Below are 26,702 nucleotides of genomic sequence, written 5' to 3' on the forward strand. Positions count from 1 at the left end.
TCCTTGCCACTCACGACCCCCGTGCGCCGAGGATGAACCGCGCGGCCTGCTCGCCGACCAGGACCGCCGGGGCGTTGGTGTTGCCCGTCGTCACCCGGGGCAGCACCGACGCGTCGGCGACCACCAGACCGTCCAGGCCGTGCACCGCGAGCCGCGGGTCCACGACCGCGTCCGCGCCGGTGCCCATCCGGCAGGTGCCGACCTGGTGGTGGTACGTGATCGCCGTCCGGCGGACGTACTCGCGGACGTCGTCGCCCGGTGCCGGGTACAACGGCCGGGCGCCCCACCCCTCCGCCAGCGCCGGCGCCCGGCCGACCTCCAGGCACTGCCCGGCCGACGCCACCAGGCTCTCGAAGTCCGCCGGCGCCGACAGGGCCGCCAGGTCGATCAGGGCCGAGCCGTCCGGCGCCAGCCGCAGGCTTCCCCGGCTCTCCGGCGACACCATGCCCGCCATCAGCGAAAAGCCCGCCGGCGGACCGGACATCCACGGCTCGTACATCGGCACGCTGAAGCAAATCGGCTGCGTGTCGGGCACCGCGAGCCCGGCCCGGCTGCGCCACCACCAATGCACCTGCGTCACCGACCGGCCGGACACCGGCGGCGCCACCTCCCGCGCAGTCGTGAAGATGACCGGCGAAAGCAGGTGATCGTGCAGGTTGCGGCCCACGCCAGGCAGGTCGGCGACGACGTCGAGGCCGAGCGCGCGCAGCTCCCCGGCCGGGCCGACGCCGCTGCGCAGCAGGATCGCGGGCGACGCCAGCGCACCGGCCGCGAGCACCACGAGGTCGGCCCGCAACTCCCGCGGCACACCCTCGATCGAAGCCACCACACCGGTCACCCGGGAGCCCGAGAAGAGCAGCCGCTGCACCAGCGCTCCCGTGTGGACGGTCATCCGCGCGGCCACCGGCGAGCCGTAGGCGTGCCAGGTGGTGAACCGCCGTCCGCCGCGCAGGGTGATCTGCTCGACGGAGACGCCGTCGAGGGTCCCGCTGTTGTAGTCCGGGTTCCCCGGCAGGCCGACCTCACGGCAGGCGTCCACTATGGACTGCTGGACCGGGTGCAGCGGTTCGTTCGGGACGACCTCCAGGAGGTCCTTCTCGATCCGCGCGAACACCGGTTCGACGTCGGCCCAGTACCAGCCGGGCAGACCCCAGCCGTCGTAGTCGGCCGGGGCGCCGCGGACCCAGATCATCGCGTTGAGCGCGTGCGAGCCGCCGAGCACGCGGCCCCGCGGCAGGTGCAGCCGCCGGCCGGCCGCGTGCTCCTGCGGGACCGTGTACAGGTCCCAGTCCTCGGGGCCGTGCCACAGCTCGCCGGCCCGGGCGGGGTCGTGGATCGCCGGGTTGGCGTCCGCGCCCCCGGCCTCCAGCAGCGTCACCGCCGCGCCCGCGTCCACCAGCCGCCGCGCCACCACCGAACCGGCCGAGCCGGCGCCCACCACGATCGCGTCCATGCGCCCCAGCCTGACGCGCGGCCCGGAAGAGCCGCGACATCCCTTCGCGGTCGGTCAACGGGCGTGCGGGAGCGGACAAGACCCGCGGCGCCGCGGCGCCCGATACTCGGCTCACCCCAGGCCGAGGAGGACAACGGGATGGCGACACGCCTCTGCATCGACGGACAGTGGACCGAAGCCGGCGGCGGCGCGCTCCCCACCCGCGACCCGGCCACCGGGCAGGTCATCGACGAGGTCGGCACGGCCTCGCGGGCCGACGTCGACGCCGCCGTCGCGGCCGCCCGGCGCGCGCTTTCCGCACCGGAGTGGGCCGGGCTGCTGCCGGTCCGGCGCGCCGCGCTGCTGTTCCGGCTGGCCGACCTCGTCGAGCGGCACCACGAGGAACTGGCCCGGCTGGAAACCCTCGACCAGGGCCAGCCGATCGGCGTGTCCCGGCAGGTGAGCGTGACCGGCGCGGCGGAGCACTTCCGCTACTTCGCGGGCTGGGTGACGAAGCTGCAGGGCACCACGAATCCGGTGTCCTTCCCGGACACCCTGCACTACACCCGCCGCGAGCCGGTCGGGGTGAACGCGCTCATCACGCCGTGGAACTTCCCGCTGATGATCCTCGCCTGGAAGCTCGCCCCGGCGCTCGCCACGGGCAACACGGTGGTGATCAAGCCCAGCGAGGTGACGCCGCTGACCAGCATCCGGCTGGTGGAACTGGTCCACGAGGCCGGGATCCCGGCGGGCGTGGTCAACCTCGTCACCGGCGACGGCGCGGTCGGCGCCCTGCTGACCAGGCACCCGGACGTCGACCACGTCTCCTACACCGGGTCCACCGCGGTCGGGAAGCTGATCACGGCGGCCAGCGCGGCCTCGAACCTCAAGCGGCTCACCCTCGAACTCGGCGGCAAGGCACCGAGCATCATCGCGGCCGACGCCGACATCGACGCCGCCGTCGCGGGCAACCTCGCCGGGGCGACGCTCAACACCGGCCAGGTCTGCGCCGCGTACACGCGTTTCTACGTCGACCGCAAGCGCGAGCAGGAGTTCGTCGACAAGATGGCCCGCGGCCTCGAGGAACTCCGGCTCGGGCCCGGGACCGAGGAGTCCACGCAGCTCGGCCCGCTCGTCTCGGCGAAACACCGCGAGCACGTCGACTTCCTCGTCAGCACCGGCCGCGAGCAGGGCGCCGACCTGGTGACCGGCGGCCGCCCGGTCGACGGCGACGGCTACTTCTACACCCCGACGCTGTTCGCCGGTGTCCGCGACGACATGGCGATCATGCGCGAGGAGATCTTCGGCCCGGTGCTCGCCGTGACCGCCTACGACGACGGCGACGAACCCCTCGCCCGCGCCAACGACACCGAGTACGGCCTGGCCGCGACGGTGTGGACTCGCGACCTCCGCACGGCCCAGCGCTACGCCGACGGCATCCGGGCCGGTGCGGTCTTCGTCAACATGCCCCCGATCCCGGACATGGCGGCGCCGTGGGGCGGCTACAAGGCGTCCGGCTGGGGCCGCGAGATGGGCCCGTGGGCCTTGGACGCCTACACCGAGACCAAGTCCGTTTGGCTCCACTACGGCGGGTGAACGGGGGTTTCCCCACGAAGCTAATCGTATATTATTTGAGATATCTTCCCGCACCGGCAGGCAGGAACCCTCGATGACCAGCATCGCGCGGCCCGGCAAGATCATCGCGCTGCACCTCAACTACCGCTCCCGCGCCGCCCAGCGCGGCCGGGTGCCGGAGCAGCCGTCGTACTTCCTCAAGCCGCCGACGTCCGTCGCGGCGAGCGGCGCCGCGCTGGAGCGCCCGGCGGGCACCGAACTGCTGGGGTTCGAAGGCGAAATCGCGCTGGTCATCGGGCGCACGGCCCGCCGCGTCACGCCGGCGGAAGGCTGGTCGTACGTCGGCGGCGTCACCGCGGCCAACGACTTCGGCGTCTACGACCTCCGGTACGCCGACAAGGGCAGCAACCTGCGGTTCAAGGGCGGCGACGGCTTCACCCCGCTCGGCCCGGCGGTCCTCGCCGCGGCCGACGTCGACCCGGCGGCGCTGCGGCTGCGCACGTGGCTCAACGGCGAGCTCGTCCAGGAGGACACCACCGGTGACCTGCTCTTCGACTTCGGCCGGTTGGTCGCCGACCTCTCGCAGCTGATCACCCTCGAACCCGGCGACGTCGTCCTGACCGGCACGCCCGCGGGCGCGTCGGTCGCCGTCCCCGGCGACGTCGTCGAGGTCGAGGTCGACAGCGGCGGCCGCAGCACCGGCCGGCTCGTCACGCCGATCACTGCCGGGACCGTCCCCTTCGGACCGTTCGGCGCCCTCCCCCGCGTCGACGAGCAGCAGCGCGCGGACGCGTACGGGACGGCAGAGCCGGGGTTCGAGCTGACCCCGGAACTGCGCGCGAAGATCGAGTCCGTCGGCACCGCCACGCTGTCGGCCCAGCTGCGCAAGCGCGGCTACAACGCCGTTTCGATCGACGGCCTGACTTCGACCCGGCCGGGCGCCCGGCTGACCGGCCGCGCGCGGACCCTGCGGTACCTGCCGTACCGCGAGGACCTGTTCGAGGCCCGCGGCGGCGGCTACAACGCGCAGAAGCGGGCGATCGACAGCCTCGGCCCCGGTGACGTCCTCGTCATGGAGGCCCGCGGCGAACGCGGCACCGGCACCGTCGGCGACATCCTCGCGCTGCGGGCGCAGGTGCGCGGCGCGGCCGGGATCGTCACCGACGGCGGCGTCCGCGACCTGGCCGCGGTGTCCGCTTTGGACATTCCGACCTACCACGCCGGGCCGCACCCGGCGGTGCTCGGCCGGCGGCACGTGCCCTGGGACGTCGACGTGGCGATCGCCTGCGGCGGCGCCACCGTGTGCCCGGGCGACGTCATCGTGGGCGACGGCGACGGTGTCCTGGTCATCCCGCCGGACCTGGTCGAGCCGGTCGTCGACGCGGCCGTCGAACAGGAGCGGCAGGAGACGTTCATCGCCGAGCAGGTCGCCGCGGGCGAGCGCGTCGAAGGGCTCTACCCGATGGACGAGCACTGGCGCGGGAGGTACGCCGCATGGCGCGCGAAACGGTGAACGGCGCCGCGCTGAGCAAGTCGCGGATCGCCTACCAGTGGATCAAGGCCCGGATCGGCGACGGCACCTTCTCCCCCGGCTACCGCCTGGTCCTCGGCCAGCTCGCCCAGGAACTCGGGGTCAGCGTGGTGCCGATCCGCGAGGCGATCCGGCTGCTGGAGGCCGAGGGCCTGGTGACCTTCGAGCGCAACGTCGGCGCGCAGGTCGCGATGGTCGACGAGAGCGAGTACCAGCACACGATGCAGACCCTCGCCCTGGTCGAGGGCTACGCCGCCGCACTCGCCGCCCCCGTCCTCCCGCCCGGCAGCCTGGCGCGAGCCCGGGCGCTGAACACCGAGCTGGCCGCCTGCCTCGGGCACTTCGAACCGGCCCGGTTCACCGGGCTCAACCGCGGCTTCCACGCCGTGCTGTTCGAAGCCTGCCCGAACCCGCAGGTCCTCGACCTGGTCCGGCGCGGCTGGGACCGGCTCAGCGGCCTGCGCAGCTCGACGTTCAGCTTCGTGCCCGGACGCGCCCGCGAATCGGTCGCCGAGCACGAAACCATCCTCGGCCTGCTCGAACGCGGCGCACCGGCCGCCGACGTCGAGCAGGCCGTCCGCGCCCACCGGCTGGCCACCCTGGACGCCTACCTCGCCTACCGCCGCCACTGACGCAGGAAGGGAAACCCATGCGATTCCGCTCCGACCCCCGGGCCATCCGCGGGTCGATCGCGCCGCTGATGACGCCGTTCACCGCCGAGGGCGCCGTCGACCACGACGGGCTGAGGAACCTCGTGCGCTGGCAGCTCGCCGCCGGCACGCACGGCATCTCGATCGGCGGCTCCACCGGCGAACCCGGCTCCCAGACGGTGGCCGAGCGCGCCGAGGCGATCCGGACGGTGGCCGCGGAGGTCGGCGACCGCGTCCCGCTCGTCCCGGGCACCGGCTCGGCGAAGCTCGACGAGACCCTGGAGCTGACGGCGCTGGCGCGGGACGCCGGCATCGACGCCGCGCTGGTCATCACGCCGTACTACGCCCGGCCGACCCAGGACGCCCTGTTCGTCTGGTACCGCACGGTCTGCCGGGAGTTCCCGGACCTGCCGATCGTCGCCTACAACGTGCCGAGCCGGACCGCGGTCGACCTCGCGCCCGAGACCGTCGCCCGGCTGTACCGCTCGTGCGACAACTTCGTCGGCATCAAGGAGACGACGAAGGACTTCGAGCACTTCTCCCGCGTGCTGCACCTCTGCGGCCGGGACCTGGTGGTCTGGTCCGGGATCGAGCTGCTCTGCCTGCCGCTGCTGGCCCTCGGCGGCGCCGGGTTCGTCAGCGCGACGGCCAACATCGCCCCGGCCGCGTGCGCCGAGATGTACACCGCGTGGCAGTCCGGCGATCACGAACGGGCCCGGGAGATCCACTACGGCCTGCACCCGCTGGTCGACCTGCTGTTCGTCGAGACCAACCCGGCGCCCGGCAAGTGGGTGCTGGAGCGGCGCGGGCTGATCGCCTCCGGGCACGTCCGGCCGCCGCTCATCCCGCCGGCCGCGACCGGCGTCGCCCGCATCGAGGAGCTCATGGCCGAAGGCGCGAAGTACCTCTCGCCGACCGACGGCTTCACCGTGGAAGGAAAGCGATGACCCACTACGTCCCGGAAGGACTGCCGGGCGAGCTCAAGCACTACATCGGCGGAGAACTCGTCGACAGCGTCTCGGGCAAGACGTTCGACGTCCTCGACCCGGTGTCCAACACCCCGTACGTCACGGCGGCCGCGGGCCAGGCCGAGGACGTCGACCGGGCCGTCGCGGCCGCGCGCCGGGCGTTCACCGACGGGCCGTGGCCGCGGATGCTGCCCCGGGCCCGCGCGCGGATCCTGAACAGGATCGCCGACGCCGTCGAAGCGCAGGACCAGCGCCTGGCCGAGCTGGAGACCTTCGACACCGGCCTGCCGATCACCCAGGCGCTCGGGCAGGCGCAGCGCGCGGCCGAGAACTTCCGGTTCTTCGCCGACCTCGTCGTCGCCCAGGCCGACGACACCTACCAGGTGCCCGGGCGGCAGGTGAACTACGTGCACCGCAAGCCGGTCGGGGTCGCCGGGCTGATCACGCCCTGGAACACCCCGTTCATGCTGGAGAGCTGGAAGCTCGCGCCCGCACTGGCCTCGGGCTGCACGGTGGTGCTGAAGCCGGCCGAGTTCACGCCGCTGTCGGCGAGCCTGTGGGCGGGCATCTTCGCCGACGCGGGCCTCCCGGACGGGGTGTTCAACCTGGTCAACGGCTTCGGCGAGGAGGCGGGCGACGCGCTGGTCAAGCACCCGGACGTGCCGCTCATCTCGTTCACCGGCGAGACCACCACCGGGCAGACGATCTACCGCAACTGCGCCGCGCACCTCAAGGGCATGTCGATGGAACTGGGCGGCAAGTCCCCGGCGATCGTCTTCGCCGACGCCGACCTCGACGCCGCCCTCGACTCGACGCTGTTCGGCGTGTTCTCGCTCAACGGCGAGCGCTGCACCGCGGGCAGCCGGATCCTCGTCGAGCGGCCGGTCTACGCCGAGTTCTGTGCCCGGTACGCCGAACGCGCGGCGAACATCGTCGTCGGCGACCCGCACGACCCGGCCACCGAGGTCGGCGCACTGGTGCACCCCGAGCACTACGACAAGGTGATGCGGTATGTCGAACTGGGCAAGACCGAGGGCCGGCTGCTCGCCGGCGGCGGCCGTCCGTCCGGTTCGGACACCGGCAACTACGTGGCGCCGACGGTGTTCGCCGACGTCTCGCCGACCGCGCGGATCTTCCAGGAGGAGATCTTCGGGCCGGTCGTCGCGCTGACGCCGTTCGACACCGAAGCCGAGGCCCTCGCGCTCGCCAACGACGTCAAGTACGGGCTGGCGGCCTACCTCTGGACGTCGGATCTGACGCGGGCGCACACCTTCGCCCAGTCCGTCGAAGCCGGGATGGTCTGGCTGAACTCGCACAACGTCCGCGACCTGCGGACGCCGTTCGGCGGGGTCAAGGCGTCCGGCCTCGGCCACGAAGGCGGCTACCGCTCGCTCGACTTCTACACCCACCAGCAGGCCATCCACGTCTCGCTCGGGCCGGTGCACACGGCCCGGTTCGGCAGTGGCCGGAAGGGACAGTCATGACCGCCACCCCGCCGGACGTCATCCGCTGCGCGTACGCCGAGCTCGTCGTCACGGACCTAGCCGCGTCGCGGGCGTTCTACGTCGACGTGCTCGGGCTCGTGGTCACCCACGAGGATGCCGAAGCGCTGTACCTCCGGGCCTTCGAGGAGTACCTCCACCATTCGCTGGTGCTGCGGAAGGGGCCGGTGCCCGCGCTGGGCGTGCTGGCCTACCGCGTGCGCACGCCCGCCGACCTCGACCTGGCCGAGGCGTACTACGCCGGGCTCGGGTGCCGGGTCGCGCGAAGGGCGGCGGGCGCGACGCGCGGGATCGGCGAGGCCGTCCGCGTGCTGGACCCGCTGGGGTTCCCGGTCGAGTTCTTCCACGAGGCCGAGCACGTCGAGCGGTTCACCCAGCGCTACGACGTCCACGGCGCCGGCGCACTGTCGCGATTGGACCACTTCAACCTCGACACCCCGGACGTCCCGGCGGCTCGGAAGTACTACGAGGGCCTGGGATTCCGGGTCTCGGAGGACATCCAGGACGACGAGGGCACGGTGTACGCGGCCTGGATGTTCCGCAAGCCGACGGTCCACGACGTGGCCCTGACCGGCGGCGACGGCCCGCGGCTGCACCACATCGCGTTCGCTTCCCACGAGCGGCACCAGATCCTGCACATCTGCGACCACCTGGGCGCGTTGCGGAAGTCCGGGATGATCGAGCGCGGGCCGGGCCGCCACGGCGTGTCGAACGCGTTCTACCTGTACGTCCGCGATCCGGACGGACACCGGATCGAGCTCTACACGCACGACTACTACACCGGCGACCCGGACAACCCGGTGATCACCTGGGACGTCCACGACAACCAGCGCCGCGACTGGTGGGGCAACCCGGTGGTGCCGAGCTGGTACACCGACGCGTCGGTGGTCCTGGACCTCGACGGCGCCGTCCAGCCGGTCCTCGAACGCGCCGAACCGCGCGAAGCCGATGTCACCGTCGGTGCCGACGGGTTCTCGTTCACCGGCGGGGCGGAGTACAAGCTAGGCGAGCAGGTGTGAGAACCAGTCGCGCATGCGGTGCAGGAAGTCGATCTGGTGGCCGCGTTCGCGGAGCGAATGGCCTTCCCGCGGGTAGACGACGAACTCGTGCGGCCGGTCGCCCAGGGCGTGGTGCAGGAGTTCGGCCTGCGAGAGCGGGACGTTGGTGTCGTCCTCGCCGTGCACGATGAGCACGGGGGTCGCGATCCGGTGCGCGTGGGTGATCGGGCTGGTTTCCCGGCTGCCGAGGGCGAGCTCGAACCGGCTGTGCTCGCCGGTCGCGGCGAGCAGCGGCCAGTCGATGACGCCCGCGGACACGAGGGCCGCCTTGAACCGGTCCGTGTGCGCGACGGCCCAGGCGGCCATGAACCCGCCGTGGCTGCCGCCGGCGATCCCGAGCCGGTCTTCGTCGGCGACGCCCGCGTCGACGAGCAGGTCGATGCCGGTGAGGAGGTCGGTGAACTCCGCGCCGCCGACGTCCCCGGCGACGCTCGCCGCGAAGGCGTGACCGTGGCCGAGGCCGCCGCGCGGGTTCGGGAGGAACACCGCGAACCCCGCGGCGGCCAGCCACTGGCCGCAGCGGAACCAGGTGAGCTGGAACTGGTCGGCGTAGCGGTCGTACGGGCCGCCGTGGACCAAGGTGACGAGCGGGAAGGGCCCGTCGGCGCGGGTCCGGCCGGGCGGGAGGATCAGGAGGCCGTCGAGTTCCAAGCCGTCTTCGGCGCGGTAGGACAAGCGTTCCTGGGCGCCCCAGCGGATCCCGCGCAACGGCGGTTCGCCGAGGCGGGTGAGCGGGCCGCCGGGAGGTCCGCAGTGGACGGTCTCGGGCTCGGTGGCGGTGCTCGCGACGACCGCGACCTTTCCGCCGCCGGCGGTCAGGGACTGGAGGCTGCCGGGCGCGAGGCCGAGCTCGGCGAACGTGCCGGTGGCCGGGTCGAAGCGCCGGATCGTCGTGTCGAGCCCTTCGGCGAACAGGGCCAGCAGCGAGCCGTCGCCGGACTCGGCCAGGCCGATCGGGCAGACGCTCATCCCGGCGGTGAGGTTCCGGTGGCCCTCGGCGTCGAAGATCGCGTCGCCGCCGATCAGGCCGGGCGGGGTGAGGCCGAGGTAGGCCAGGCGCCAGCCGGTTTCGTCCCGCCACCAGGTGAGCGACGAGGCGTCCAGTGCCGGGACGCCGAGCTCCTCCCGCGCCCCGGTGGCGGGGTCGACGAGGTGGAGGCCGGGGTTGAAGAGCCCGGGCTCCCGGTCGGCGACGGACCAGGTGAGCACGGCGACGGTGGCGCCATCCGGCCGCACGGCGGCTTCGACGACGTGCCGCGGGCCGAAGTCGCCGAGGGGCCGGACCGCGCGGGTTCGCGGGTCGAGGAGCCACAGCCGGCCGGGCCGGGCGACGGTGTCCCACGGGGGCGAGCCGGGTTCGGCTTCGCCGCCCGGGAGGTTCCCCTGCGCCGGCCCGGCGGCAGCAGCGCGGTGCCGGTCACGACCCGGCCCGACGACCCGGACCCGGGGATCGGCCGCGGCGTCCTTCTCCCTCGGCGCGACGAGCACCACCGCATCGGTGTCCGGCAGCAGCACGTAGTCGCCGATGCCGGCGGCCCAGTCCGTCAGCTGCTCCGGCGCGCCACCCTCCCGGCCCACCCGGTAGAGCTGGGCGGTGCCGCGTTCGGCACGGTCGGACAGGAAGTAGACGCACCCGGAATCCGGTGACCACCGCGGCTGCCGGTCTTCCGCCGCACCCGGCGCGAGCTCCCGGGGCGGCTCACCACCGTCCGCGGGAGCGAGCCACAGGCCGCTCACCGGATGTGTCCCGGGGTGTCCCACCGGCGCACTCGCGTACACCACCCAGCGGCCGTCCGGCGACACCCGCAGCGTCCGCGGCACCAGCCGGTCGGCCACGGCCTCCGCCGTCAGCTCCCCCATGCACTCCAGTCTGCCTAGCCGCGGCCGGCCGGCGCCACCTCCGGGACCAGGTTCAGCAGCTGCTCGTGGTCACCGGCCTCGCGCAGCACCGGGGCTTCGAGGGTGCCCGCTTCGGGGTCGTCCGCGCGGACCGCCGCCAGGAAGCGGACCACGGAGCGGGGCTCCGGGAGGATCTCGCCGCCCAGGTAGGTCAGGACCGTCGCGCCGGCGGCGTCTTCGATGGCGGCCGCCCAGCCGTGCACTTCGTCCCACACCAGGGCCAGGTCGTGGCCGGGGAACCGGGACAGCCGCCAGTCCAGCGCGATGTAGGCGGCCGCGGGCGTGCCCGTGTCGAGCGTGCAGGACTCCAGCCCGACCCCCACCGCCCGGGCCACCGCGCCCAGGTAGCCGCGCAACCGCCGCTCGAACGAGAACTCCGTGTCGCGCCCGAAGTCGATCAGAATGCTCAACGCCGCCTCGCTTTCCCCGTCCCGCCGCGGGATCCTCCGCGATCACTCGATCGGGTACCCCGGCCTCCCGTCGCTCAATCCCGGCGAACCGGGCGCCGATGTCGTCTATCCGGCGACATCTCAGTTGTCATCGTTGCGATGACATGCTAGAAACGGGAGCATCCGAAGAGAAAGGCGACACACCCCGTGACCGCATCGATCGAACTCCCGACCGGTTACCAGCACCCCGCCGTCCCCGCGCTGCTCGGCTACCTCCTCGACGTCACCGCCGAGCTCGGGATCGGGCTCGAGTCGTGCACCGTCGACCACGACAGCCCGATCTCCGCCTACGTGGCCCTCGACACCCGGCTGCCGCAGTACCCCGACCGCGACCTGGCCCTGCTCTGGGACGAGGTCCACGGCTGGGCGGCGGCGATCGAGACGCACTCGGGCGAGGACCTGATCGTCCTGCGCTACCTGGGCGGCCCCACGGTGGCCCCCGCACCGAGCCGGGTCGCGCGGTTCGTCACCGCCTTGTACGAGGACGACCACAGCTTCGGGCGGCCGGACCCGGTGCGGCTGCGGAGCGCGGAGGACGCCGACGCGCTCGCCGCGCTGCTGCGCCGGCCCGCCGCGGCGCGATGACGGCGCCGCTGCCCCTGCCCGAGAGCTTCGCGCTGCGGCTGCGCGGCTACGACCGCGAGCAGGTCGACGAGCGGATCGACGAGCTGCTGGCCGAAATCCGCTGGCTGAGCACCGACCGCGACGCCGCCGTCGCCGAGGCCGAAAACCTGGCCCGGCAGCTCGAACGGGCCCGCACCGAGCACGCCGAGCTGCGCGCCCGCACCGACCGGCTCTGCCGCACCCCCGCCGACCCGGCCGCCGTCGGCGACCGGGTCCGGCACCTGCTCGACCTCGCGCACGCGGAAGCGGACGGGATCGTCGCAACCGCGCGGGAGCGGGCCGCGGCGATCGTCCGGGAAGCCGAAGCCGCCGCGGACCGGCGGACCGCCGACGCCCGGGCGCAGGCCGGCCGCATCGTCGGCGACGCCCGCCGCCGCGCCGCCCGGCTGGCCGAGATCGAGCGGCGCACGGCCGACCGGCTGCGGCAGATCGACGCCGTCCTCGCCGACGCCGAATCCCGCCTGGCGGAACAGGCCCCGCTCCGCGCGGTCGCCTGAGCGCCGCCGCGTCGTGAAGCACTTACGGGGAATGAGTCTTTTCAGGACGTCCGGCGCGCCACCGGAACCCCGGGTGAGGCAGGATCGGGTTCGTGACCATCGATCAGGCCGGGGTTCCGCAAGCCCCGCCGTTCCCCGAACACGAAGCCCGCGTAGACGCGCTGCGGCGGCAGCTCACCGCGATCGCCGGCGAAGCGACCGTCCGGCTCGCGAAGCGGACCTCCAACCTCTTCCGCTCCCGGGCCGCCGCGAAGCACCCCGGGCTGGACGTCTCCGGCTTCACCCACGTGCTGCGCGTCGACCCCGAGACCCGCACCGCCGACGTCGAAGGGATGGTCACCTACGAGCAGCTCGTCGACGCCACCCTGCCGCATGGCCTGATGCCGCTGGTCGTGCCGCAGCTGAAGACCATCACCCTCGGCGGCGCGGTCACCGGGCTCGGCATCGAGTCCTCGTCCTTCCGCAACGGCATGCCGCACGAGTCGGTGCTCGAGCTCGAGGTGCTCACCGGGGACGGCCGGATCGTCGTCGCCACGCCGGACAACGAGCACCGCGCCCTGTTCCGCGGGTTCCCCAACTCCTACGGCACCCTCGGCTACGCGCTGCGGCTGAAGATCCTGCTGGAGCCGGTGAAGCCGTTCGTCGAGCTCCGGCACGTCCGCTTCCACGACCGGGACACCTACTTCGGCGCCCTGCGCGAAGCCTGCGACAGCGGCGAACACGACTTCGTCGACGGCACCGTCTTCGGCCCCGACGAGCTGTACCTCACCCTCGCCTCCTTCACCGACACCGCGCCCGCGACCAGCGACTACACCTGGCTGGACATCTACTACCGGTCCATCCAGCGCCGGGAAACCGACCACCTGACCGTCCGCGACTACCTCTGGCGCTGGGACACCGACTGGTTCTGGTGCTCCCGCGCCTTCGGCGTCCAGCACCGGCTGCCGCGGCTGCTGCTCGGCCGCCGGCTGCTCCGGTCGTCGGTGTACTGGAAGCTCGTCGCGCTCGACCGCCGGTTCCGGATCGCCGAAAGGCTGCTGAAGCTCCGGCGGCTGCCGCCGGAGGAGACGATCGTGCAGGACATCGAGGTCCCGCTCGGCCGGGCCGCGGAGTTCCTCGAGTTCTTCGAACGCGAGATCCCGATCAGCCCGGTCTGGATCTGCCCGCTGCGGCAACGGCCGGGCGGCGTCCGCTGGCCGCTCTACGAACTGGACCCCGAAGAGCTGTACGTCAACTTCGGGTTCTGGTCGGCCGTGCCGCTCGACCCCGGCGAGCGCGACGGCGTGCACAACCGGCTGGTCGAAGCCGAGGTCACCCGGCTCGGCGGCCACAAGTCGCTCTACTCGGACAGCTTCTACACCGAAGACGAGTTCTGGCGGCTCTACAACGGCGACACCTACCGCGAACTCAAGCAGGCCTACGACCCGGGCGAGCGGCTGCTCGGCCTCTACGAGAAGTGCGTCCGCCGCCGGTGAAAGGAACGAACGTGACCCAGGAAAGCACCACGGTCGGCGCGGTCTTCGAGCGGCTCCTCGGCCCGCGCGCCACCGTGTCGATCACCGCCTACGACGGCAGCAGCAGCGGCCCGGCCGACGCCCCGGTGGCCATCCGGGTGCGCTCCCCGCTGGCGCTGGACTACCTGATGTCCTCCCCCGGCGACCTCGGCCTCGCCCGCGCGTACGTCGCCGGCGCGCTCGACGTCGAAGGCGACCTCTACACGGCGCTGCACGCCCTGTCGGCCCAGGTCGACCAGCTGACCCCGGCCGACCGGCTGTGGCTGCTGCGCAAGCTCGGCCCGCGCCACCTGCGGCCGGTCAAGCCGCCGGCCGAGGAGCACCCGAGCCGGTTCCGGCGGGGGATGACCGCGCTGCGGCACTCGAAGCAGCGCGACAGCGAAGCCATCGCCAGCCACTACGACGTGTCCAACCGGTTCTACGAGCTGGTCCTCGGCCCGTCGATGGCGTACACGTGCGCGGTGTTCCCCACCGAGGACGCGACGCTGGAGGAAGCGCAGGCCAACAAGTTCGACCTGATCTGCCGGAAGCTCGGCCTCAAGCCGGGGATGCGGCTGCTCGACGTCGGCTGCGGCTGGGGCGGGATGGTCGCGCACGCGGTCCGGCACTACGGCGTCGAGGCCCTCGGCGTCACACTTTCGCGGGAACAGGCGCAGTGGGCGCAGAAGAACATCGTCGCGCTGGGCCTGGCGGACCGGGCCGAGATCCGCCACCTGGACTACCGCGACGTCACCGAGACGGGGTTCGACGCGATCTCCTCGATCGGGCTGACCGAGCACATCGGCGCCCGCAACGTCCCCGGCTACTTCCGCTTCCTGGCCGCCAAGCTCAAGCCGCACGGCCGGCTGCTCAACCACTGCATCACCAACCCGGACTCCAGCGTCGCCCACCGGTCGCGGGGGTTCATCGACCGCTACGTCTTCCCGGACGGCGAGCTCGAGGCGCCGGGCGAGCTCATGACGGCCATGCACGACGCCGGGCTGGAGGTCCGGCACTCGGAGAACCTGCGCGAGCACTACGCGAAGACGCTGGCCGGGTGGTGCGCCAACCTCGACGAACACTGGGACGAGGCGGTCGCCGAAGCCGGTGCCGGGCGCAGCCGGGTTTGGGCGCTCTACCTGGCCGCTTGCCGGCTCGCGTTCGAACGGCGGGAGATCGAACTGCACCACATCCTGGGCGTGCGGACCGACCGCGAGGGCGGGATGAGCATGCCGCTGCGCCCCGATTGGGGAGTTTGACGACCGGGGGTGGCCTCTTCGGCCCGGTGATGGGATAATGGTCTTGAGACCGGATGTCCGAACGGGGCATCCAGGCTCACTACAAAGAGTAGGTATGGGTATGGCTCAGGGCAGTGTCAAGTGGTTCAACGGCGAAAAGGGCTTCGGCTTCATCGCGCAGGACGGCGGGGGTCCGGACGTGTTCGTCCACTACTCCGAGATCCAGGGCAGCGGCTTCAAGTCGCTCGACGAGGGTCAGCGCGTGGAGTTCGAAATCGGCCAGGGCCAGAAGGGCCCGCAGGCCCAGCGCGTCAGCGTCATCTGAGCCACGAGGCACCCTAAGGCCCTCGCCCCTTCCTGGGGCGGGGGCCTTACTCGTTCCGGCCACACTGCGGATTCACAACAGTCCGGTAACGTGGAGGACGTCGAGGGACCCCCTCGGACGTCGGCGGCCCGCCGGTGTCCCCCCTCGGCCGTGGCCATCGAGGCCGAGCGCCGGCAGGAGCGGCGACGAGCCCGGCCCACCACAGACCGCTGACCGCCGGGTGTTCCCGCCCCCGGCCTCCGCGCGGGCCCCGACCCGCGTGTGCTGACTTCGAAACGAGTACCGCATGACCGCCTCCGTGAAGGCTGCCCGGCCCACCCCGAAACCCGTGCTCGACGGCAAGCAGACGATCCCCGAGCTGATCACCATCCGCACGTTCCTGATCCTCCCGTTCCTCGCGCTCGCCGCCGCCGTCCCGGTGTTCTGGGGCTGGGGCGTCAGCTGGCTCGACCTCACCCTCGGCGGCGCGTTCTTCGTGGTGTCGACGCTGGGCATCACGGTCGGCTACCACCGCTACTTCACCCACGGCTCGTTCCGGGCGAAGCGGGCGCTGCGGATCGCGCTGGCCATCGCCGGCGGCCTCGCGGCGCAGGGCCCGGTGATCGGCTGGGTCGCCGACCACCGCCGGCACCACGCCTTCTCCGACCGGGACGGCGACCCGCACTCACCGTGGCTGTTCGGTACGTCCCCAGTGGCACTGGCCCGCGGCTTCTGGCACGCCCACATGGGCTGGCTCTTCGGCCGCGACAAGACCAACGTCGACCGGTTCGCCCCGGACCTGGCCGCCGACCGCGACCTGCGCGTCGTCGACCGGCTCTTCCCGCTGTGGGTGGTGCTGAGCCTGCTGCTCCCGACGCTGCTCGGCGGCCTGCTCACGCTGTCGTGGTGGGGCGCGCTGACCGCGTTCCTGTGGGCGGGGCTGGCGCGGATCTCCTTCCAGCACCACGTGACGTGGTCGGTGAACTCGATCTGCCACATGATCGGCGAGCGCCCGTTCACCAGCCGGGACCGGTCGGCGAACTTCTGGCCGCTGGCGATCCTGTCGATGGGCGAGTCCTGGCACAACACCCACCACGCGGACCCGACGTCGGCTCGCCACGGCGTGCTGCGCGGCCAGCTCGACGTCTCCGCCCGGGTGATCTGGGCGTTCGAGAAGCTGGGCTGGGCGTGGAACGTGCGCTGGCCGACGGCCAAGCGGCTGGCGGCGCTGACCCGCTGACCCTTCCGGCGAAACACCTCGAAAGTCCTTGCCCGGCGCGGCCGGCCGGGGTGACTTTGGACCGGTGGACACCGTCGCGCTGACGTTCGACGACGGCCCGTACCCGGAGACGACTCCGGACCTGCTGGCCGCGCTCGGCGACACGCGCGCGACGTTCTTCCTGTGGGGCGAGCACGCCGCGGCGCACCCGGACCTGGTCCGGGCCATCGCGGCGGCCGGGCACGTCATCGGCAACCACACCTGGACGCACCCGCACCTGTGCACCCTGCCCGCGGCCGAACGCGACCAGGAGGTCCGGCGCACGCAGGACCTCCTGGCCCGGCTGACCGGCGTCCGCCCGGTGCTGTTCCGGCCGCCCTACGGCGACACGGACGCGTCGGTCCGGGCGATGCTGGCGGCCCACGGGCTCACCGAGGTGCTGTGGAGCGTCGACACCCGCGACTGGGCCGGCTGCACCGCGGACGAGATCGTCGCCGCGGCGGACCGGGTCCGGCCGGGCGGCGTCGTGCTGATGCACGAAGGCCGCCCGGCCACCCTCGACGCGGTCCCCCGCATCCTCGCCGCGCTCGCCGCGCGCGGGCTGCGACCCGGCCCGGTCAGGAGTTGAGCGCGAAGTACGCCGGCTTCGGGCGCAGGTTCTCGTCGAACAGGCAGGCCGCGCCTTCACCCGGGAAGACGTCCGGGACCCACGAGTGCCGGTCCGTGAAGCCCCACGTCGTGAACTCGACGCACTTGCGGACCGCGTGGCAGCCGTCCCACAGCTGCCCGAAGTAGCTCGCCTGGGTGGCGAGCTTCGCCGCGTCCGGCGGCGTCGGGATCCGGACGTCCGCCTCCGTGACCGCGGTTTCCACGCCGATCTTGGCGAAGCGCGCCAGGTTCTCGCGGTACTGCGCCGGGAAGCCGTACTGGATCGACAGGTGCCCCTGGACGCCGACGCCGTCGATCGGCACGCCCTGCCGCCGCAGCGTCTTCACCAGGTCGTACACCGCGTCGCTCTTCGGGTTGATCCCTTCGATGTTGTAGTCGTTGAGGTAGAGCTTCGCGTGCGGGTCGGCCGCGTGCGCCCAGCGGAAGACGTCGGCGACGAAACCGTCGCCGAGCTTCTGCCGGAAGACGGTGTCGCGGCGGGTGCCGTCCTCGTTGAAGATCTCGTTGACGACGTCCCAGGCGCGGATCTTCCCCTTGTACCGCTTGACCTCCGTCGTGATGTGGTCGCGCAGGACCTGACGCAGTTCGTCGGCGGGCAGCGCGGCGACCCAGTCCGGCAGCTGCGAGTGCCAGACCAGGGTGTGCCCGCGGACGGTCTTGTGGTGCGCCCGGGCGTACTCGACGATCGCGTCGGCGCCCGACCAGTCGTACTGGCCGCGCACGGCTTCGACCGTGCCCCACTTCATCTCGTTCTCGGGGGTCACGTTGTCGAATTCCCGGGTGAGCACCGCCCGGTAATCGGTTTCCGACGCCAGGTACGCCGCCGCCACCGCGCTGCCGACGTAACGGTTCGTGGTGTATTGCAGCGGCACCGAGGCCGAAGCCGCCGGCGCCTGCCACACCGCAATACCCATGACCGCCGCAACCGCCATCAGGATGCGCTTCCCCGGAATTCTTCGCGACATCTTCGTCCTCCGCGTGACAATGGTGCTCCGAAAGTTTCCAACCGTTTCAAATCGGGTTTCGATGACCTAGAATCTCCTTCATGACAACGAAGTCCGACGGTCTCGAGCCGAGTGCGTCCCGGGTGACCATCGCCCGGATCGCCGCCGAGACCGGTGTTTCCGTGCCGACTGTTTCGAAAGTGCTGAACGGCCGGCCCGACGTCGCCGAAACCACCCGAGCCCGCGTCGAAGCGGTCATCGGCAAATATGGTTACCGGCGCCGGGCCGACGAACGCTCCCGTCGTTCCCGGCTGCTGGAACTCATGTTCCACGAACTCGAAAGCACCTGGGCGCTGGAAATCATCCGCGGTGTCGAGTGCGTCGCCCGCGAAAACGGAATGGCGGTGGTGCTGGCCGAATCTTCCGGCCGGCACACGCCGGGGCAGAGCTGGCTGGAGAGCGTGCTCGCCCGGCGCCCCGTCGGCATCGTCTCGGTCTGCTCCGACTTCACCGGCGGGCAGCTGGCGAAACTCCGCGCGCGGGACATCCCGCTGGTCGTGGTCGACCCGGCGGGCGCGCCCGGACCGGAGACGCCCTCGATCGGGGCCACGAACTGGCAGGGCGGGCTGACGGCCACCCGGCACCTGATCGAGCTGGGGCACCGCCGGATCGCGATGATCGGCGGCCCGGAAGGGGTGCTGTGCAGCCGCGCCCGGATCGACGGCTACCGCACGGCGCTGGAGACGGCGGGCCTGGCGTTCGACCCGGCCCTGGTCCGCCGCGGCGACTTCCACGTCCGGTCGGGCTACCGGGAACTGGCGTCATTGCTCACCCTCCCCGACCGCCCGACGGCGGTGTTCGCGGGCAGCGACCTGCAGGCGCTCGGCGTGTACGAGGCCGCGCGCGGTGCGGGGCTGCGCATCCCGGACGACCTTTCGGTGGTCGGCTTCGACGACCTGCCGATCGCCCGCTGGCTGACCCCGGAGCTGACGACGGTCCGCCAGCCGCTCCAGGAGATGGCGGCGGCGGGCGCCCGGCTGGCGATCTCGCTGGCCCGCGGGGTGGATCCGGAGAGCCACCGCCTGGAGCTGGCGACGAGCCTGGTCGTCCGCCACAGCACCGCGGCCCCGGCCCACCACGGCCACCGGGTGCTGACCGGCGGGCGGTAGGGCGTGACCCACGGCCGGCGAGCGCGGCGCCGGCGGTCGGGCAACGGTCTGCGGGCCCCGGAATTGTCGGTGCCCACCGGTAGAGTGGAAAACGGGGGGCGCCCCCGGCGGGTGGGCGTTCTGCGGCCTTCCCCGCCGGCGTGGACCCGGGCCGCGCCTCTTCGCCTCGCTCACCACGGCCACCGCATGCTCTCCGGCGGGCCCAGGTAGCTCGCCCGCAGCCCGCCCGTGTCGATCACCAGCTTCTGGACGATCACCGCCGGGTCCACCATCCAGAACTTCAGCACGTGCCGGCCCGCCGCGGCCACCACGTGCCGCGTCGAGGTCAGGTTCACGTTGTCCGACGTCGTCCGCTCCCACTGGCGGTTCATCGAGGTGTCGTCCGCCCCGGTCGCCTTCGTGATGTTCACGACCTGCGGGGCCGCGTCGTCGAACGAGACCGCGTACCGCAGCCCGTCGCCCGGCAGGACGTTGTTGCGCGGGGACAGGTACGCCCACACCGTCACCGGGCCCGTCGTGAACAGCGTCATCCGGTATTCCAGGCGTGGCCCCGACCCCGGCGCGCGGCTCGCCGCCGTCACCGGGAACGGCGTCATCCCCGCCCCCGTCCGGCCGATGTCCGGGATCCGCCGCCACGCCACGTCTGCCGCACCGACGTTCGCGCTGCAGTGCTCGGCTTCCATCGAGACGTACCCGCCCGCTTCGATGAACCCGTGAGGAGGCAACACCGGATTGCGCACCACGGCGTCCACCGAGACCGAACTGCCCGCGCCCGAGACCGTGATCGGCACGGTCGTGGTGCCTTTCGGCGCCCGGGTCCAGTCGATCCGCACGGTCATCCGCAGCTCCTCCTCCACGCGGCCGCCCCGCGGCTCGACCAGCACCCACGGCGCGCCCGGCGCCACGGTGCAGCGGAACGGCGTCCGGCCGCGGTTGAAGACGTCGATGTACTGCGGTGGCGCGCTCTGGTACGGGCTGAACCCCGGCAGCGCCGGCCGGCCGGGGGCGCCGGGCCACGCCTGGTCCGAGCCGTCGACGGCGACCCCCAGTGCCGCCGTCGCGGGCAGGTCGAGGCGTTTCACCGCCGGGAAGAGGACGTCCGGCAACGCCACGTTGTTCAGCTCGGGCTGCTGCCACGGTGCGTTCGGGCCGTAGCGGGCGACGTCGCCGTAGTCGATGTGCGGCTGGGTCTGGAACCCCTGCCACTTGCCGCCGGCGATGCCGGTGTTGTACTTCGCCGCCAGGGCGAGGTCGTCGGCGAAGCGGGCCTCCGCGACGGCGGCCAGGCCGTTGGCCGAGGCCCGGCCCTGCGCCGCGTACAGCAGGTTCGTGAACTCGGCCCGCCGCAGCGCGTACAGGTTGGCCGACGCCTCGACCTCGTAACCCACCAGTTCGTAGTAGGCGTCCTGGAACGCCTTCGGCAGCCGCGCGCCGATCTTCGACGCCCGCGCGGCGAGATCGCGCCACTCACCGGTGACCCGCTCCAGCTCCCGGTAATCGACCAGGCTGAACGGCGTCATCTGGTCGTCGTAGGTGATGCTGCCGTCCGCCTGCAGGGTGATCCGCCGGTTGAGCAGCTCCGGCTTGCGACGCGACTGCAGGCGTCCGTAGTCGTGCAGCACCCCGGCGACGTCCGCCGCCACCGACGCGCCGAAGTTCGTCTCCGCGAACTGACGCTCCCATGTGGACAGCCGTTCCACCGGCAGCGCGGCGGGGTCCCAGGCGTAATCGAGGAAGAACTGCAGCGGCAGCTCGTTGCCCTTCATGTCGCCGACGTTCGCCACCCACAGGCGGTCGTTGCCGTAGGCGCTCGCCTGGTGCAGCTGCTCCCAGGTGTTCGCGAGCAGCGCGGTGTCGACCCACTTGTAGTTGCGGCCGCCGCCGACGTAGTCGAAGTGGTAGTACAGCCCGTAGCCGCCGGGGTGCGGCGGCAGCGACAGGTCGGGCATCTTGCGGATGTTGCCCCAGTTGTCGTCGGTGAACACCACGATGACGTCGTCCGGCGGCCGCAGGCCCTGCGCCCAGTACCGCTGGACCTCCTTGTACAGCGTCCAGACCTGCGGCACCGTGGTCAGGTCCCGGCCGGTTTCGCGGGCCAGGATCTCGCGTTCGGTGGCGATGATCTCGCGCATCAGCTCGATGCCGTCGCCGTCGGGCAGGCCGACGTCGCCGTTGCCGCGCATGCCGAGCGTGACGACGCCCTCGAAGTCCTCGCGGACCATTCGGCGGATCCCGTCGGTCCAGTAGGCCTTGATCGCCTCGCCGTTGCGGCGGAAGCTCCACTCCCCCGTGCCGCCGTACGGGTCGTGCCCCGGCGTGGTGATGTTCCCGGCCGCGTCGCGGACCGCGGGCACCGCGTGCCGGTTCCACTCCTCGATCCCGCGCATCATCGGCGCCTCGTGCGAGGTGCCCATCACGATGCCGTACTCCTTGGCCGTGGCGTGGTTGAGCGGGTCGTCCTCGGCGAACGCCCGCCCCCACACCGCCGGCCACAGGTAGTTGGCCCGCAGCCGGAGCATGGTTTCGAAGACCTTCGCGAAGAACAGGTGGTTGAAGCCGTTCGGGAACCCGGGCGCCTGCCCCGGCCCGAAGAAGGCCGGGGCCCAGGTGCCGAGCGCCGGGTTCTCGTCGTTGATGAAGAACCCGCGGTACTTCACGTGCGGGGTGCCCAGGCTGAACCGCTCGCGCGGCAGGTGCAGCTCCGCCTGCCGCCGCGGCGGCACGTCCGCCCACCAGTACCAGGGCGAGACGCCGATGCGCCGCGACACCTCGTAGACGCCGTAGATCACGCCGCGCTGGTCACTGCCGGTGAGGACGAGCCGTCCGTCGACGACCTGGCTCAGCGACGTCTCCCACCGGCCGGCGATCCCGGTGACGTCGAGCTTCCCGGCCGCCACCAGGCCGTCGACCAGCGGGCTGTGGCCGAGGGTGCCGACCACGACCACCGGCCCCTCGCGGGGGACGACGTCGAACGACACCGCGGGCCGCACGCCCGTGACGCGCTCGACGTCGGCGGCCAGGTCGCCGGCGACCCGGCGCACGCCGGGCAGGTCGCCCGAGCCGACCACGATCGTCGCGGCCTTCCCCCGCGCCACCAGCGGAAATCCGGTTCCGGCTTCGGCCAGGCCGGGCAGGGCCACAGACCCCGCCCCGGCGACGGCGAGCAATTGCAAGAAGGCACGACGGTGGACCTCGGACGGCACGGCAGACCTCCTGAGTCAGCCCTTCACGGATCCGGTCAGCCCGCCGACGATGCGCCGTTCGGCGAGCACGAAGAACGCGAGCGCCGGGATCGCCGACAACGCGGTGAACGCCAGCACCCTGGCGGTGTCCTGGGAGAACTGCGACTGGAACATCGCGACGCCGAGCGGGAGCGTGAAGTGCCCGGAGTCGTTGAACACCAGCAGCGGCAGCAGGTAGGCGTTCCAGCTGGTGACGAAGGCCAGCACGGCGACCGTGGTCAGCGCGGGCGTCGACAGCGGCAGCAGGATCCGCCAGAAGAACCCGAGCCGGGTGGCGCCGTCGAGCACCGCCGCGTCCTCGATCTCGCCCGGGATCGCGTGCATGAACGGCCGCAGGATCACGATGGTCACCGGCAGCGAGAACGCCGCCTCGGGGATCGCCACCCCCCAGAAGCTCTCGAGCAGGCCCAGCTGGCGCAGCCACAGGTACAGCGGCAGCGTCGCCACCGTCAGCGGGAACAGCAGACCGATGGTGAACAGCGTGTACAACGCCTCCCGGCCCTTGAACTGGTACCGCGAGAGGGCGTACCCGGCCATCGACCCGAGCGCGACCGCGAGCGCGGTCGCGATCACGGCGATCAGTGCGCTGTTGCCCAGGAACGTCCAGAACGCGCTCGAGCCCAGGACCGAGGCGTAGTTGTCGGTCACCCACGGGCCGGGCAGCCCGGCCGGGTCGGTGTTGATCTGGGCGTTGGTGCGGAACCCGCCGAGCACGACGAACAGCAACGGCACGACCGTCACGCCGACGATGACGATCGCCGCGAGGTAGCCCATCGACAGGCCGAACTTGCCGGACCGCATCAGCCCACCATCCTGGTCAGGGCACCCTGGGTGTCGCGGCGCAACGCGAACCGCTGGTACAGCAGGGCGAACACGAAGCAGATGACGAAGAGGATCACCGCGACGGCGGAGCCGAACCCGAACTCGTAGCGCTTGAAGCCGTGGTCGATCAGGTAGGTCGCCATCGTCGTCGAGGCGTTCGCCGGGCCGCCGGTGGTCATGATCCAGACGACGTCGAACAGCTGGAGCGAGCCGATCACCGACAGGAAGATCCAGATCCGGATGGTCGGCCCGAGCAGCGGCAGCACCACGTGCCGGGTCGTCTGCCACGCCGAAGCGCCGTCGAGCGCGGCGGCTTCGCGCAGCTCGGCCGGCACGCCCTGCAGCCCGGCGAGCAGCAGGATGATGCCGAACCCGACGTACTTCCAGGTGATCACCGCGAACAGCGTGTAGAGCACGATGCCCGGGTCGGCCAGCCAGTTGTGCACCAGCCCGCCGAGCCCGGCGCTCCTGAGCACCTGGTCGACGAAGCTGTTCGGCTGCAGCATGAGCGACCAGATGACCGCGGTGATCGCCTCGGACAGCACGTAGGGCGCGAACACCAGGGCGCGCAGCACGGCGCGGCCCCGCAGCTTCCGGTTGAGCAGCATCGCCAGCCCGATCGACAGCGGCAGCTGCACCACGATCGACAGCCCGGCGATGATCAGGTTGTGCACGATGGCGCTCTGGAACACGGTGCCGTTGAACGCGTCGGCGTAGTTGTCGAAGCCCACGAAGTCGTCGAGCGCGCCGAAGCCGTTCCACTTGAACAGGCTGTAGAAGGCGGCGATCCCGATCGGCACCAGGACGAACCCGGCGAACACCAGCAGGGCCGGCCCGAGCAGCACCACCAGCTCCAGGCGTTTGCCGAGGCCGGAGCGTTTCGCCCGGGCGCGGACCGCCGGCACGGGCGGCCGCGCCGCCGCCCGCGCCGGAGTCGTCGCCGTGGTCACTTGTTGCCCGCCGCGGCCTGGTTGACGGCGGTCACGATGCCTTCGGGGGTGCCCTGGCCGGCGAACATGTTGGCCACCGCGTCGTTCAGCGCGGCGCCGACCGCCGTCGGGAAGGCCCGGTCGAAGTACATCTGCACGTACGGTGCCTTCGTGCCGTAGTCGTTGACCTGCCGCAGCGTGTCGGTCTTCAGCGACTTCGCGGCCGCGGCGTTCACGGGCAGGCCGGTCCCCTTCGCGGCGAGCTCGGTCTGCACCGGCTCGCTGACCAGGTACTGCAGGAAGGCCGTGCAGGCCTTGAAGGCACGGGTGGTGCAGGCGAAACCGTCACCGCCGCCGAGCGCGGCCGCCGGGTCGCCCTGCCCGCCCGTCACGGTCGGGAACGGGAACCAGCCGACCTTCGAGTCCAGGTCCTTGTCCTCGGTCAGCGACGACATCGTGCCGGGCTCCCAGTCGCCCTGCAGCTCCATCGCGGCCTTGCCGTTGGCGACGAGGCCGGCGGAGCTGCCCGCGCCCTGCTGGGCGGGCGTGCCGGCGAACCCGGTCTGGAACGGCTGGGTGGCCAGGAAGTTCTTCAGGTCCTGCCCGGCCTTCGTCCAGCACGGGTCCTCGAGCTTGACCGCCTTCACCGACTGCTGGAGCACCGCGGTCGAGCATTCGCGGATGGCGAAGTAGTTGAAGTAGAAGGCATCCGGCCAGCGGTCCTTGCCGCCGACGGAGATCGGCGCGATGTTCTTGGCCTTCAGCGCCGAGACGGCGGCGTTCAGCTCGTCCATGGTCTTCGGCGGGGCGGTGATCCCCGCTTGCTGGAACAGGTCCTTGCGGTACCAGAAGCCGACGAAGTGCTGCGTGAACGGCACGCCGTACTGCTTGCCGTCGACCTGCCACTTTTCGCCGAACTTGCCGGTGGCCTGCTCGATCCACGACTTGGTGTCGTCGGTGATGTCGGCGACCTTGCCCGAGGTGATCTGCCCGGCGAGGTCACCCGAGCCCCAGGACTGGTAGATGTCCGGCGGCTCGGCCGACTGCAGGGCGAGGGGCACCTTCGTGTTGAAGTCCTCGTTCTGCAGCGGCTGCGCCTTGATCGTGACTTCGGGGTGCGCCTTCTGGTAGTCGGCGACGACCTTCGCCCAGACCGACTTGATCGGATCGGTGGTGCCGTTGTGCCACCAGGTCAGGGTCACCGGACCGCTCGGCTGAGCGGGGGTGTTGCCGCCGCCACCGCTGCACGCGGCGAGCGCGAGCGGGACGACGGCCGCCAGGGCGGCGAGAACGGTATTGCGGCGTTTCACAAACATCGTGGGTCCACTCCTGACGACTTCGGCCGAGTTGGACGGGGCGGCTGGGCGCCCGGGTTGGCGAAGAGTCTGCTCCCGGGACAAATGCGATGTCAATCGTTGTCGATAACGTTTTCCATGGTTAGTCTGAGCCGATGCAGCCCAGTTCCAGGGTGACCATCCGTGACGTCGCCGCCCGGGCCGGCGTCTCGGTGGCCACGGTCTCCAAAGTGATCAACGAGCGCTACGGCGTCTCCGCCGCGACGCTCGCGCGCGTCCGCGCCGTCATCGAAGAGCTCGGCTACGAGGCGAGCCTCGTGGCGCAGAGCCTGAGAAACCACCGGACGAACGTCATCGGGATCCTGGTCGCCGACCTCGAACCGTTCTCGACCGAGCTGCTGAAGGGAGCCGCGGACGCCATCCGCGGCAGCGGGTTCGAACTGGTCGTCTACTCCGCGGGCGGGCGCACCGGCGACCCGGTGGGCTGGGAGAAGCGCTACCTCTCCCGGCTGAGCGGCACCCTCGTCGACGGCGCCGTGCTGGTCACGCCGGCCGTCTCGCTGGAAGCCGTGCCCGGCACGCCGGTCGTCGCGGTCGACCCGCACACCGGGCCGTCGCACCTGCCGACCATCGACTCCGACAACCTGCGCGGCGCGCAGCTGGCCACCGAGCACCTCCTGGAGCTGGGGCACCGGCGGATCGCGTTCCTCTCCGGCCGCCCCGACCTGCAGTCGGCCGAACTGCGCAAGACCGGGTACCTGCGCGCGCTGGCGGCCGCGGGCATCGCCGCGGACGAGGCCCTGATCCGGATCGGCGCCTACGACCCGGAGGTCTCCGCGGCCTCGGCCCACGCCCTGCTGACCGGACCGGACCGGCCGACCGCGGTGTTCGCCGCGAACGACATCTCGGCCATCGCGACCGTCGGTGCGGCCCGCGAACTCGGGCTCACCGTGCCCGGCGACCTGTCCGTGGTGGGGTTCGACAACGTGCCCGAGTCCGCGCTCTGCAGCCCGCCACTGACCACAGTGGACCAGCCGATCCGCGAGATGGGCCACCGGGCGATCCGGATGCTCATCGCGCTGATCAACGGCGACGAGGTCGGGCCGACCCACGTCACCCTCGACACCGGCCTGGTGGTGCGGCACTCCACCCGCGCCCTCTCCTGAGCCGTTCCCACGCCTCCCCAGACGAAG

Annotated in this window: 23 protein-coding genes; 15 read left to right on the forward strand and 8 right to left on the reverse strand. The window is 72.0% G+C overall.

Annotation, left to right across the window (positions count from 1 at the left end):
• Positions 1–10: 10 nt before the first annotated feature.
• Positions 11–1,453 carry a GMC family oxidoreductase gene (locus AB0M93_RS06680; protein WP_364269166.1) on the reverse strand — a complete coding sequence of 481 codons (1,443 nt, stop codon included), beginning with the start codon at positions 1,451–1,453 and terminating at the stop codon, positions 11–13.
• Positions 1,454–1,591: 138 nt separating this feature from the next.
• Here AB0M93_RS06680 and AB0M93_RS06685 point away from each other — a divergent pair, with 138 nt between their 5' ends.
• From AB0M93_RS06685 to hpaD, 6 genes are all read left to right on the forward strand, one after another.
• A complete protein-coding gene (locus AB0M93_RS06685; protein WP_364269168.1) occupies positions 1,592–3,028 on the forward strand; it encodes an aldehyde dehydrogenase family protein in 1,437 nt (478 codons plus the stop codon).
• A gap of 73 nt (positions 3,029–3,101) precedes the next feature.
• The gene (locus tag AB0M93_RS06690; protein ID WP_364269170.1) at positions 3,102–4,520 is read left to right on the forward strand and encodes a fumarylacetoacetate hydrolase family protein; all 1,419 of its coding nucleotides are present in this window, start codon (positions 3,102–3,104) and stop codon (positions 4,518–4,520) included.
• Positions 4,502–5,170: a GntR family transcriptional regulator gene (locus AB0M93_RS06695; RefSeq protein WP_364269172.1), complete on the forward strand. Its 669-nt coding sequence runs from the start codon at positions 4,502–4,504 to the stop codon at positions 5,168–5,170. The genes AB0M93_RS06690 and AB0M93_RS06695 overlap by 19 nt, the downstream gene beginning before the upstream one ends.
• A 17-nt stretch (positions 5,171–5,187) precedes the next feature.
• Entirely contained in the window at positions 5,188–6,135 is a 948-nt protein-coding gene (dapA, locus tag AB0M93_RS06700) for a 4-hydroxy-tetrahydrodipicolinate synthase (RefSeq protein ID WP_364269174.1), read from the forward strand.
• Positions 6,132–7,640 carry a 5-carboxymethyl-2-hydroxymuconate semialdehyde dehydrogenase gene (gene hpaE, locus AB0M93_RS06705; RefSeq protein WP_364269176.1) on the forward strand — a complete coding sequence of 503 codons (1,509 nt, stop codon included), beginning with the start codon at positions 6,132–6,134 and terminating at the stop codon, positions 7,638–7,640. The genes dapA and hpaE overlap by 4 nt, the downstream gene beginning before the upstream one ends.
• Positions 7,637–8,677 carry a 3,4-dihydroxyphenylacetate 2,3-dioxygenase gene (gene hpaD / locus AB0M93_RS06710; protein ID WP_364269178.1) on the forward strand — a complete coding sequence of 347 codons (1,041 nt, stop codon included), beginning with the start codon at positions 7,637–7,639 and terminating at the stop codon, positions 8,675–8,677. The genes hpaE and hpaD overlap by 4 nt, the downstream gene beginning before the upstream one ends.
• Here the strand turns inward: hpaD and AB0M93_RS06715 are convergent.
• Both AB0M93_RS06715 and AB0M93_RS06720 read right to left on the reverse strand, forming a co-directional pair.
• On the reverse strand, positions 8,660–10,576 hold the full coding sequence (locus AB0M93_RS06715) for a S9 family peptidase (RefSeq protein WP_364269180.1): 1,917 nt from the start codon (positions 10,574–10,576) through the stop codon (positions 8,660–8,662). The genes hpaD and AB0M93_RS06715 overlap by 18 nt on opposite strands.
• Before the next feature lie 14 nt (positions 10,577–10,590).
• Positions 10,591–11,025: a DUF6292 family protein gene (locus tag AB0M93_RS06720; RefSeq protein ID WP_364269182.1), complete on the reverse strand. Its 435-nt coding sequence runs from the start codon at positions 11,023–11,025 to the stop codon at positions 10,591–10,593.
• A gap of 186 nt (positions 11,026–11,211) precedes the next feature.
• Here AB0M93_RS06720 and AB0M93_RS06725 point away from each other — a divergent pair, with 186 nt between their 5' ends.
• The 7 genes from AB0M93_RS06725 to AB0M93_RS06755 all read left to right on the forward strand — a co-directional run bounded on the left by AB0M93_RS06725 (position 11,212) and on the right by AB0M93_RS06755 (position 17,067).
• The gene (locus AB0M93_RS06725; protein WP_364269184.1) at positions 11,212–11,649 is read left to right on the forward strand and encodes a DUF6292 family protein; all 438 of its coding nucleotides are present in this window, start codon (positions 11,212–11,214) and stop codon (positions 11,647–11,649) included.
• On the forward strand, positions 11,646–12,185 hold the full coding sequence (locus AB0M93_RS06730; protein ID WP_364269186.1) for a hypothetical protein: 540 nt from the start codon (positions 11,646–11,648) through the stop codon (positions 12,183–12,185). The genes AB0M93_RS06725 and AB0M93_RS06730 overlap by 4 nt, the downstream gene beginning before the upstream one ends.
• Before the next feature lie 92 nt (positions 12,186–12,277).
• Positions 12,278–13,660, forward strand: coding sequence for an FAD-binding oxidoreductase (locus tag AB0M93_RS06735; RefSeq protein WP_364269188.1), 1,383 nt, complete (start codon positions 12,278–12,280; stop codon positions 13,658–13,660).
• 11 nt (positions 13,661–13,671) lie between these two features.
• Positions 13,672–14,937, forward strand: coding sequence for a cyclopropane-fatty-acyl-phospholipid synthase family protein (locus AB0M93_RS06740; RefSeq protein ID WP_364269190.1), 1,266 nt, complete (start codon positions 13,672–13,674; stop codon positions 14,935–14,937).
• Between the two features lie 100 nt (positions 14,938–15,037).
• A complete protein-coding gene (locus AB0M93_RS06745) occupies positions 15,038–15,241 on the forward strand; it encodes a cold-shock protein (RefSeq protein ID WP_004558414.1) in 204 nt (67 codons plus the stop codon).
• A gap of 286 nt (positions 15,242–15,527) precedes the next feature.
• The gene (locus AB0M93_RS06750; protein ID WP_364269191.1) at positions 15,528–16,460 is read left to right on the forward strand and encodes an acyl-CoA desaturase; all 933 of its coding nucleotides are present in this window, start codon (positions 15,528–15,530) and stop codon (positions 16,458–16,460) included.
• 64 nt (positions 16,461–16,524) lie between these two features.
• Entirely contained in the window at positions 16,525–17,067 is a 543-nt protein-coding gene (locus tag AB0M93_RS06755) for a polysaccharide deacetylase family protein (protein WP_364269193.1), read from the forward strand.
• On the opposite strand, the gene AB0M93_RS06760 is transcribed toward AB0M93_RS06755, so the two are convergent.
• Positions 17,057–18,073, reverse strand: a complete 1,017-nt coding sequence (locus tag AB0M93_RS06760) for an endo-1,4-beta-xylanase (RefSeq protein WP_364269195.1) — start codon at positions 18,071–18,073, stop codon at positions 17,057–17,059. The genes AB0M93_RS06755 and AB0M93_RS06760 overlap by 11 nt on opposite strands.
• Before the next feature lie 80 nt (positions 18,074–18,153).
• Between AB0M93_RS06760 and AB0M93_RS06765 the strand changes: the two genes are divergently transcribed.
• Positions 18,154–19,221, forward strand: coding sequence for a LacI family DNA-binding transcriptional regulator (locus tag AB0M93_RS06765; protein WP_364269197.1), 1,068 nt, complete (start codon positions 18,154–18,156; stop codon positions 19,219–19,221).
• A 170-nt stretch (positions 19,222–19,391) separates the two neighbouring features.
• Here the strand turns inward: AB0M93_RS06765 and AB0M93_RS06770 are convergent, their stop codons facing one another.
• From AB0M93_RS06770 to AB0M93_RS06785, 4 genes are read right to left on the reverse strand one after another with little or no spacing between them, the layout of a single operon-like run.
• Positions 19,392–22,424, reverse strand: coding sequence for a glycosyl hydrolase 115 family protein (locus tag AB0M93_RS06770; protein WP_364269199.1), 3,033 nt, complete (start codon positions 22,422–22,424; stop codon positions 19,392–19,394).
• Positions 22,425–22,439: 15 nt separating this feature from the next.
• Positions 22,440–23,264: a carbohydrate ABC transporter permease gene (locus AB0M93_RS06775; RefSeq protein ID WP_364269201.1), complete on the reverse strand. Its 825-nt coding sequence runs from the start codon at positions 23,262–23,264 to the stop codon at positions 22,440–22,442.
• Positions 23,264–24,235, reverse strand: coding sequence for a sugar ABC transporter permease (locus AB0M93_RS06780; protein WP_364269203.1), 972 nt, complete (start codon positions 24,233–24,235; stop codon positions 23,264–23,266). Before AB0M93_RS06780 ends, AB0M93_RS06775 begins: the two co-directional genes overlap by 1 nt.
• On the reverse strand, positions 24,232–25,530 hold the full coding sequence (locus AB0M93_RS06785; RefSeq protein WP_364269205.1) for an extracellular solute-binding protein: 1,299 nt from the start codon (positions 25,528–25,530) through the stop codon (positions 24,232–24,234). The genes AB0M93_RS06780 and AB0M93_RS06785 overlap by 4 nt, the downstream gene beginning before the upstream one ends.
• 134 nt (positions 25,531–25,664) lie before the next feature.
• Between AB0M93_RS06785 and AB0M93_RS06790 the strand changes: the two genes are divergently transcribed.
• On the forward strand, positions 25,665–26,675 hold the full coding sequence (locus AB0M93_RS06790; RefSeq protein ID WP_364269207.1) for a LacI family DNA-binding transcriptional regulator: 1,011 nt from the start codon (positions 25,665–25,667) through the stop codon (positions 26,673–26,675).
• Positions 26,676–26,702: the final 27 nt, after the last annotated feature.

The organism is Amycolatopsis sp. NPDC051102, from assembly GCF_040682815.1.
In the GTDB taxonomy this organism is placed as follows: Bacteria; Actinomycetota; Actinomycetes; order Mycobacteriales; family Pseudonocardiaceae; genus Amycolatopsis.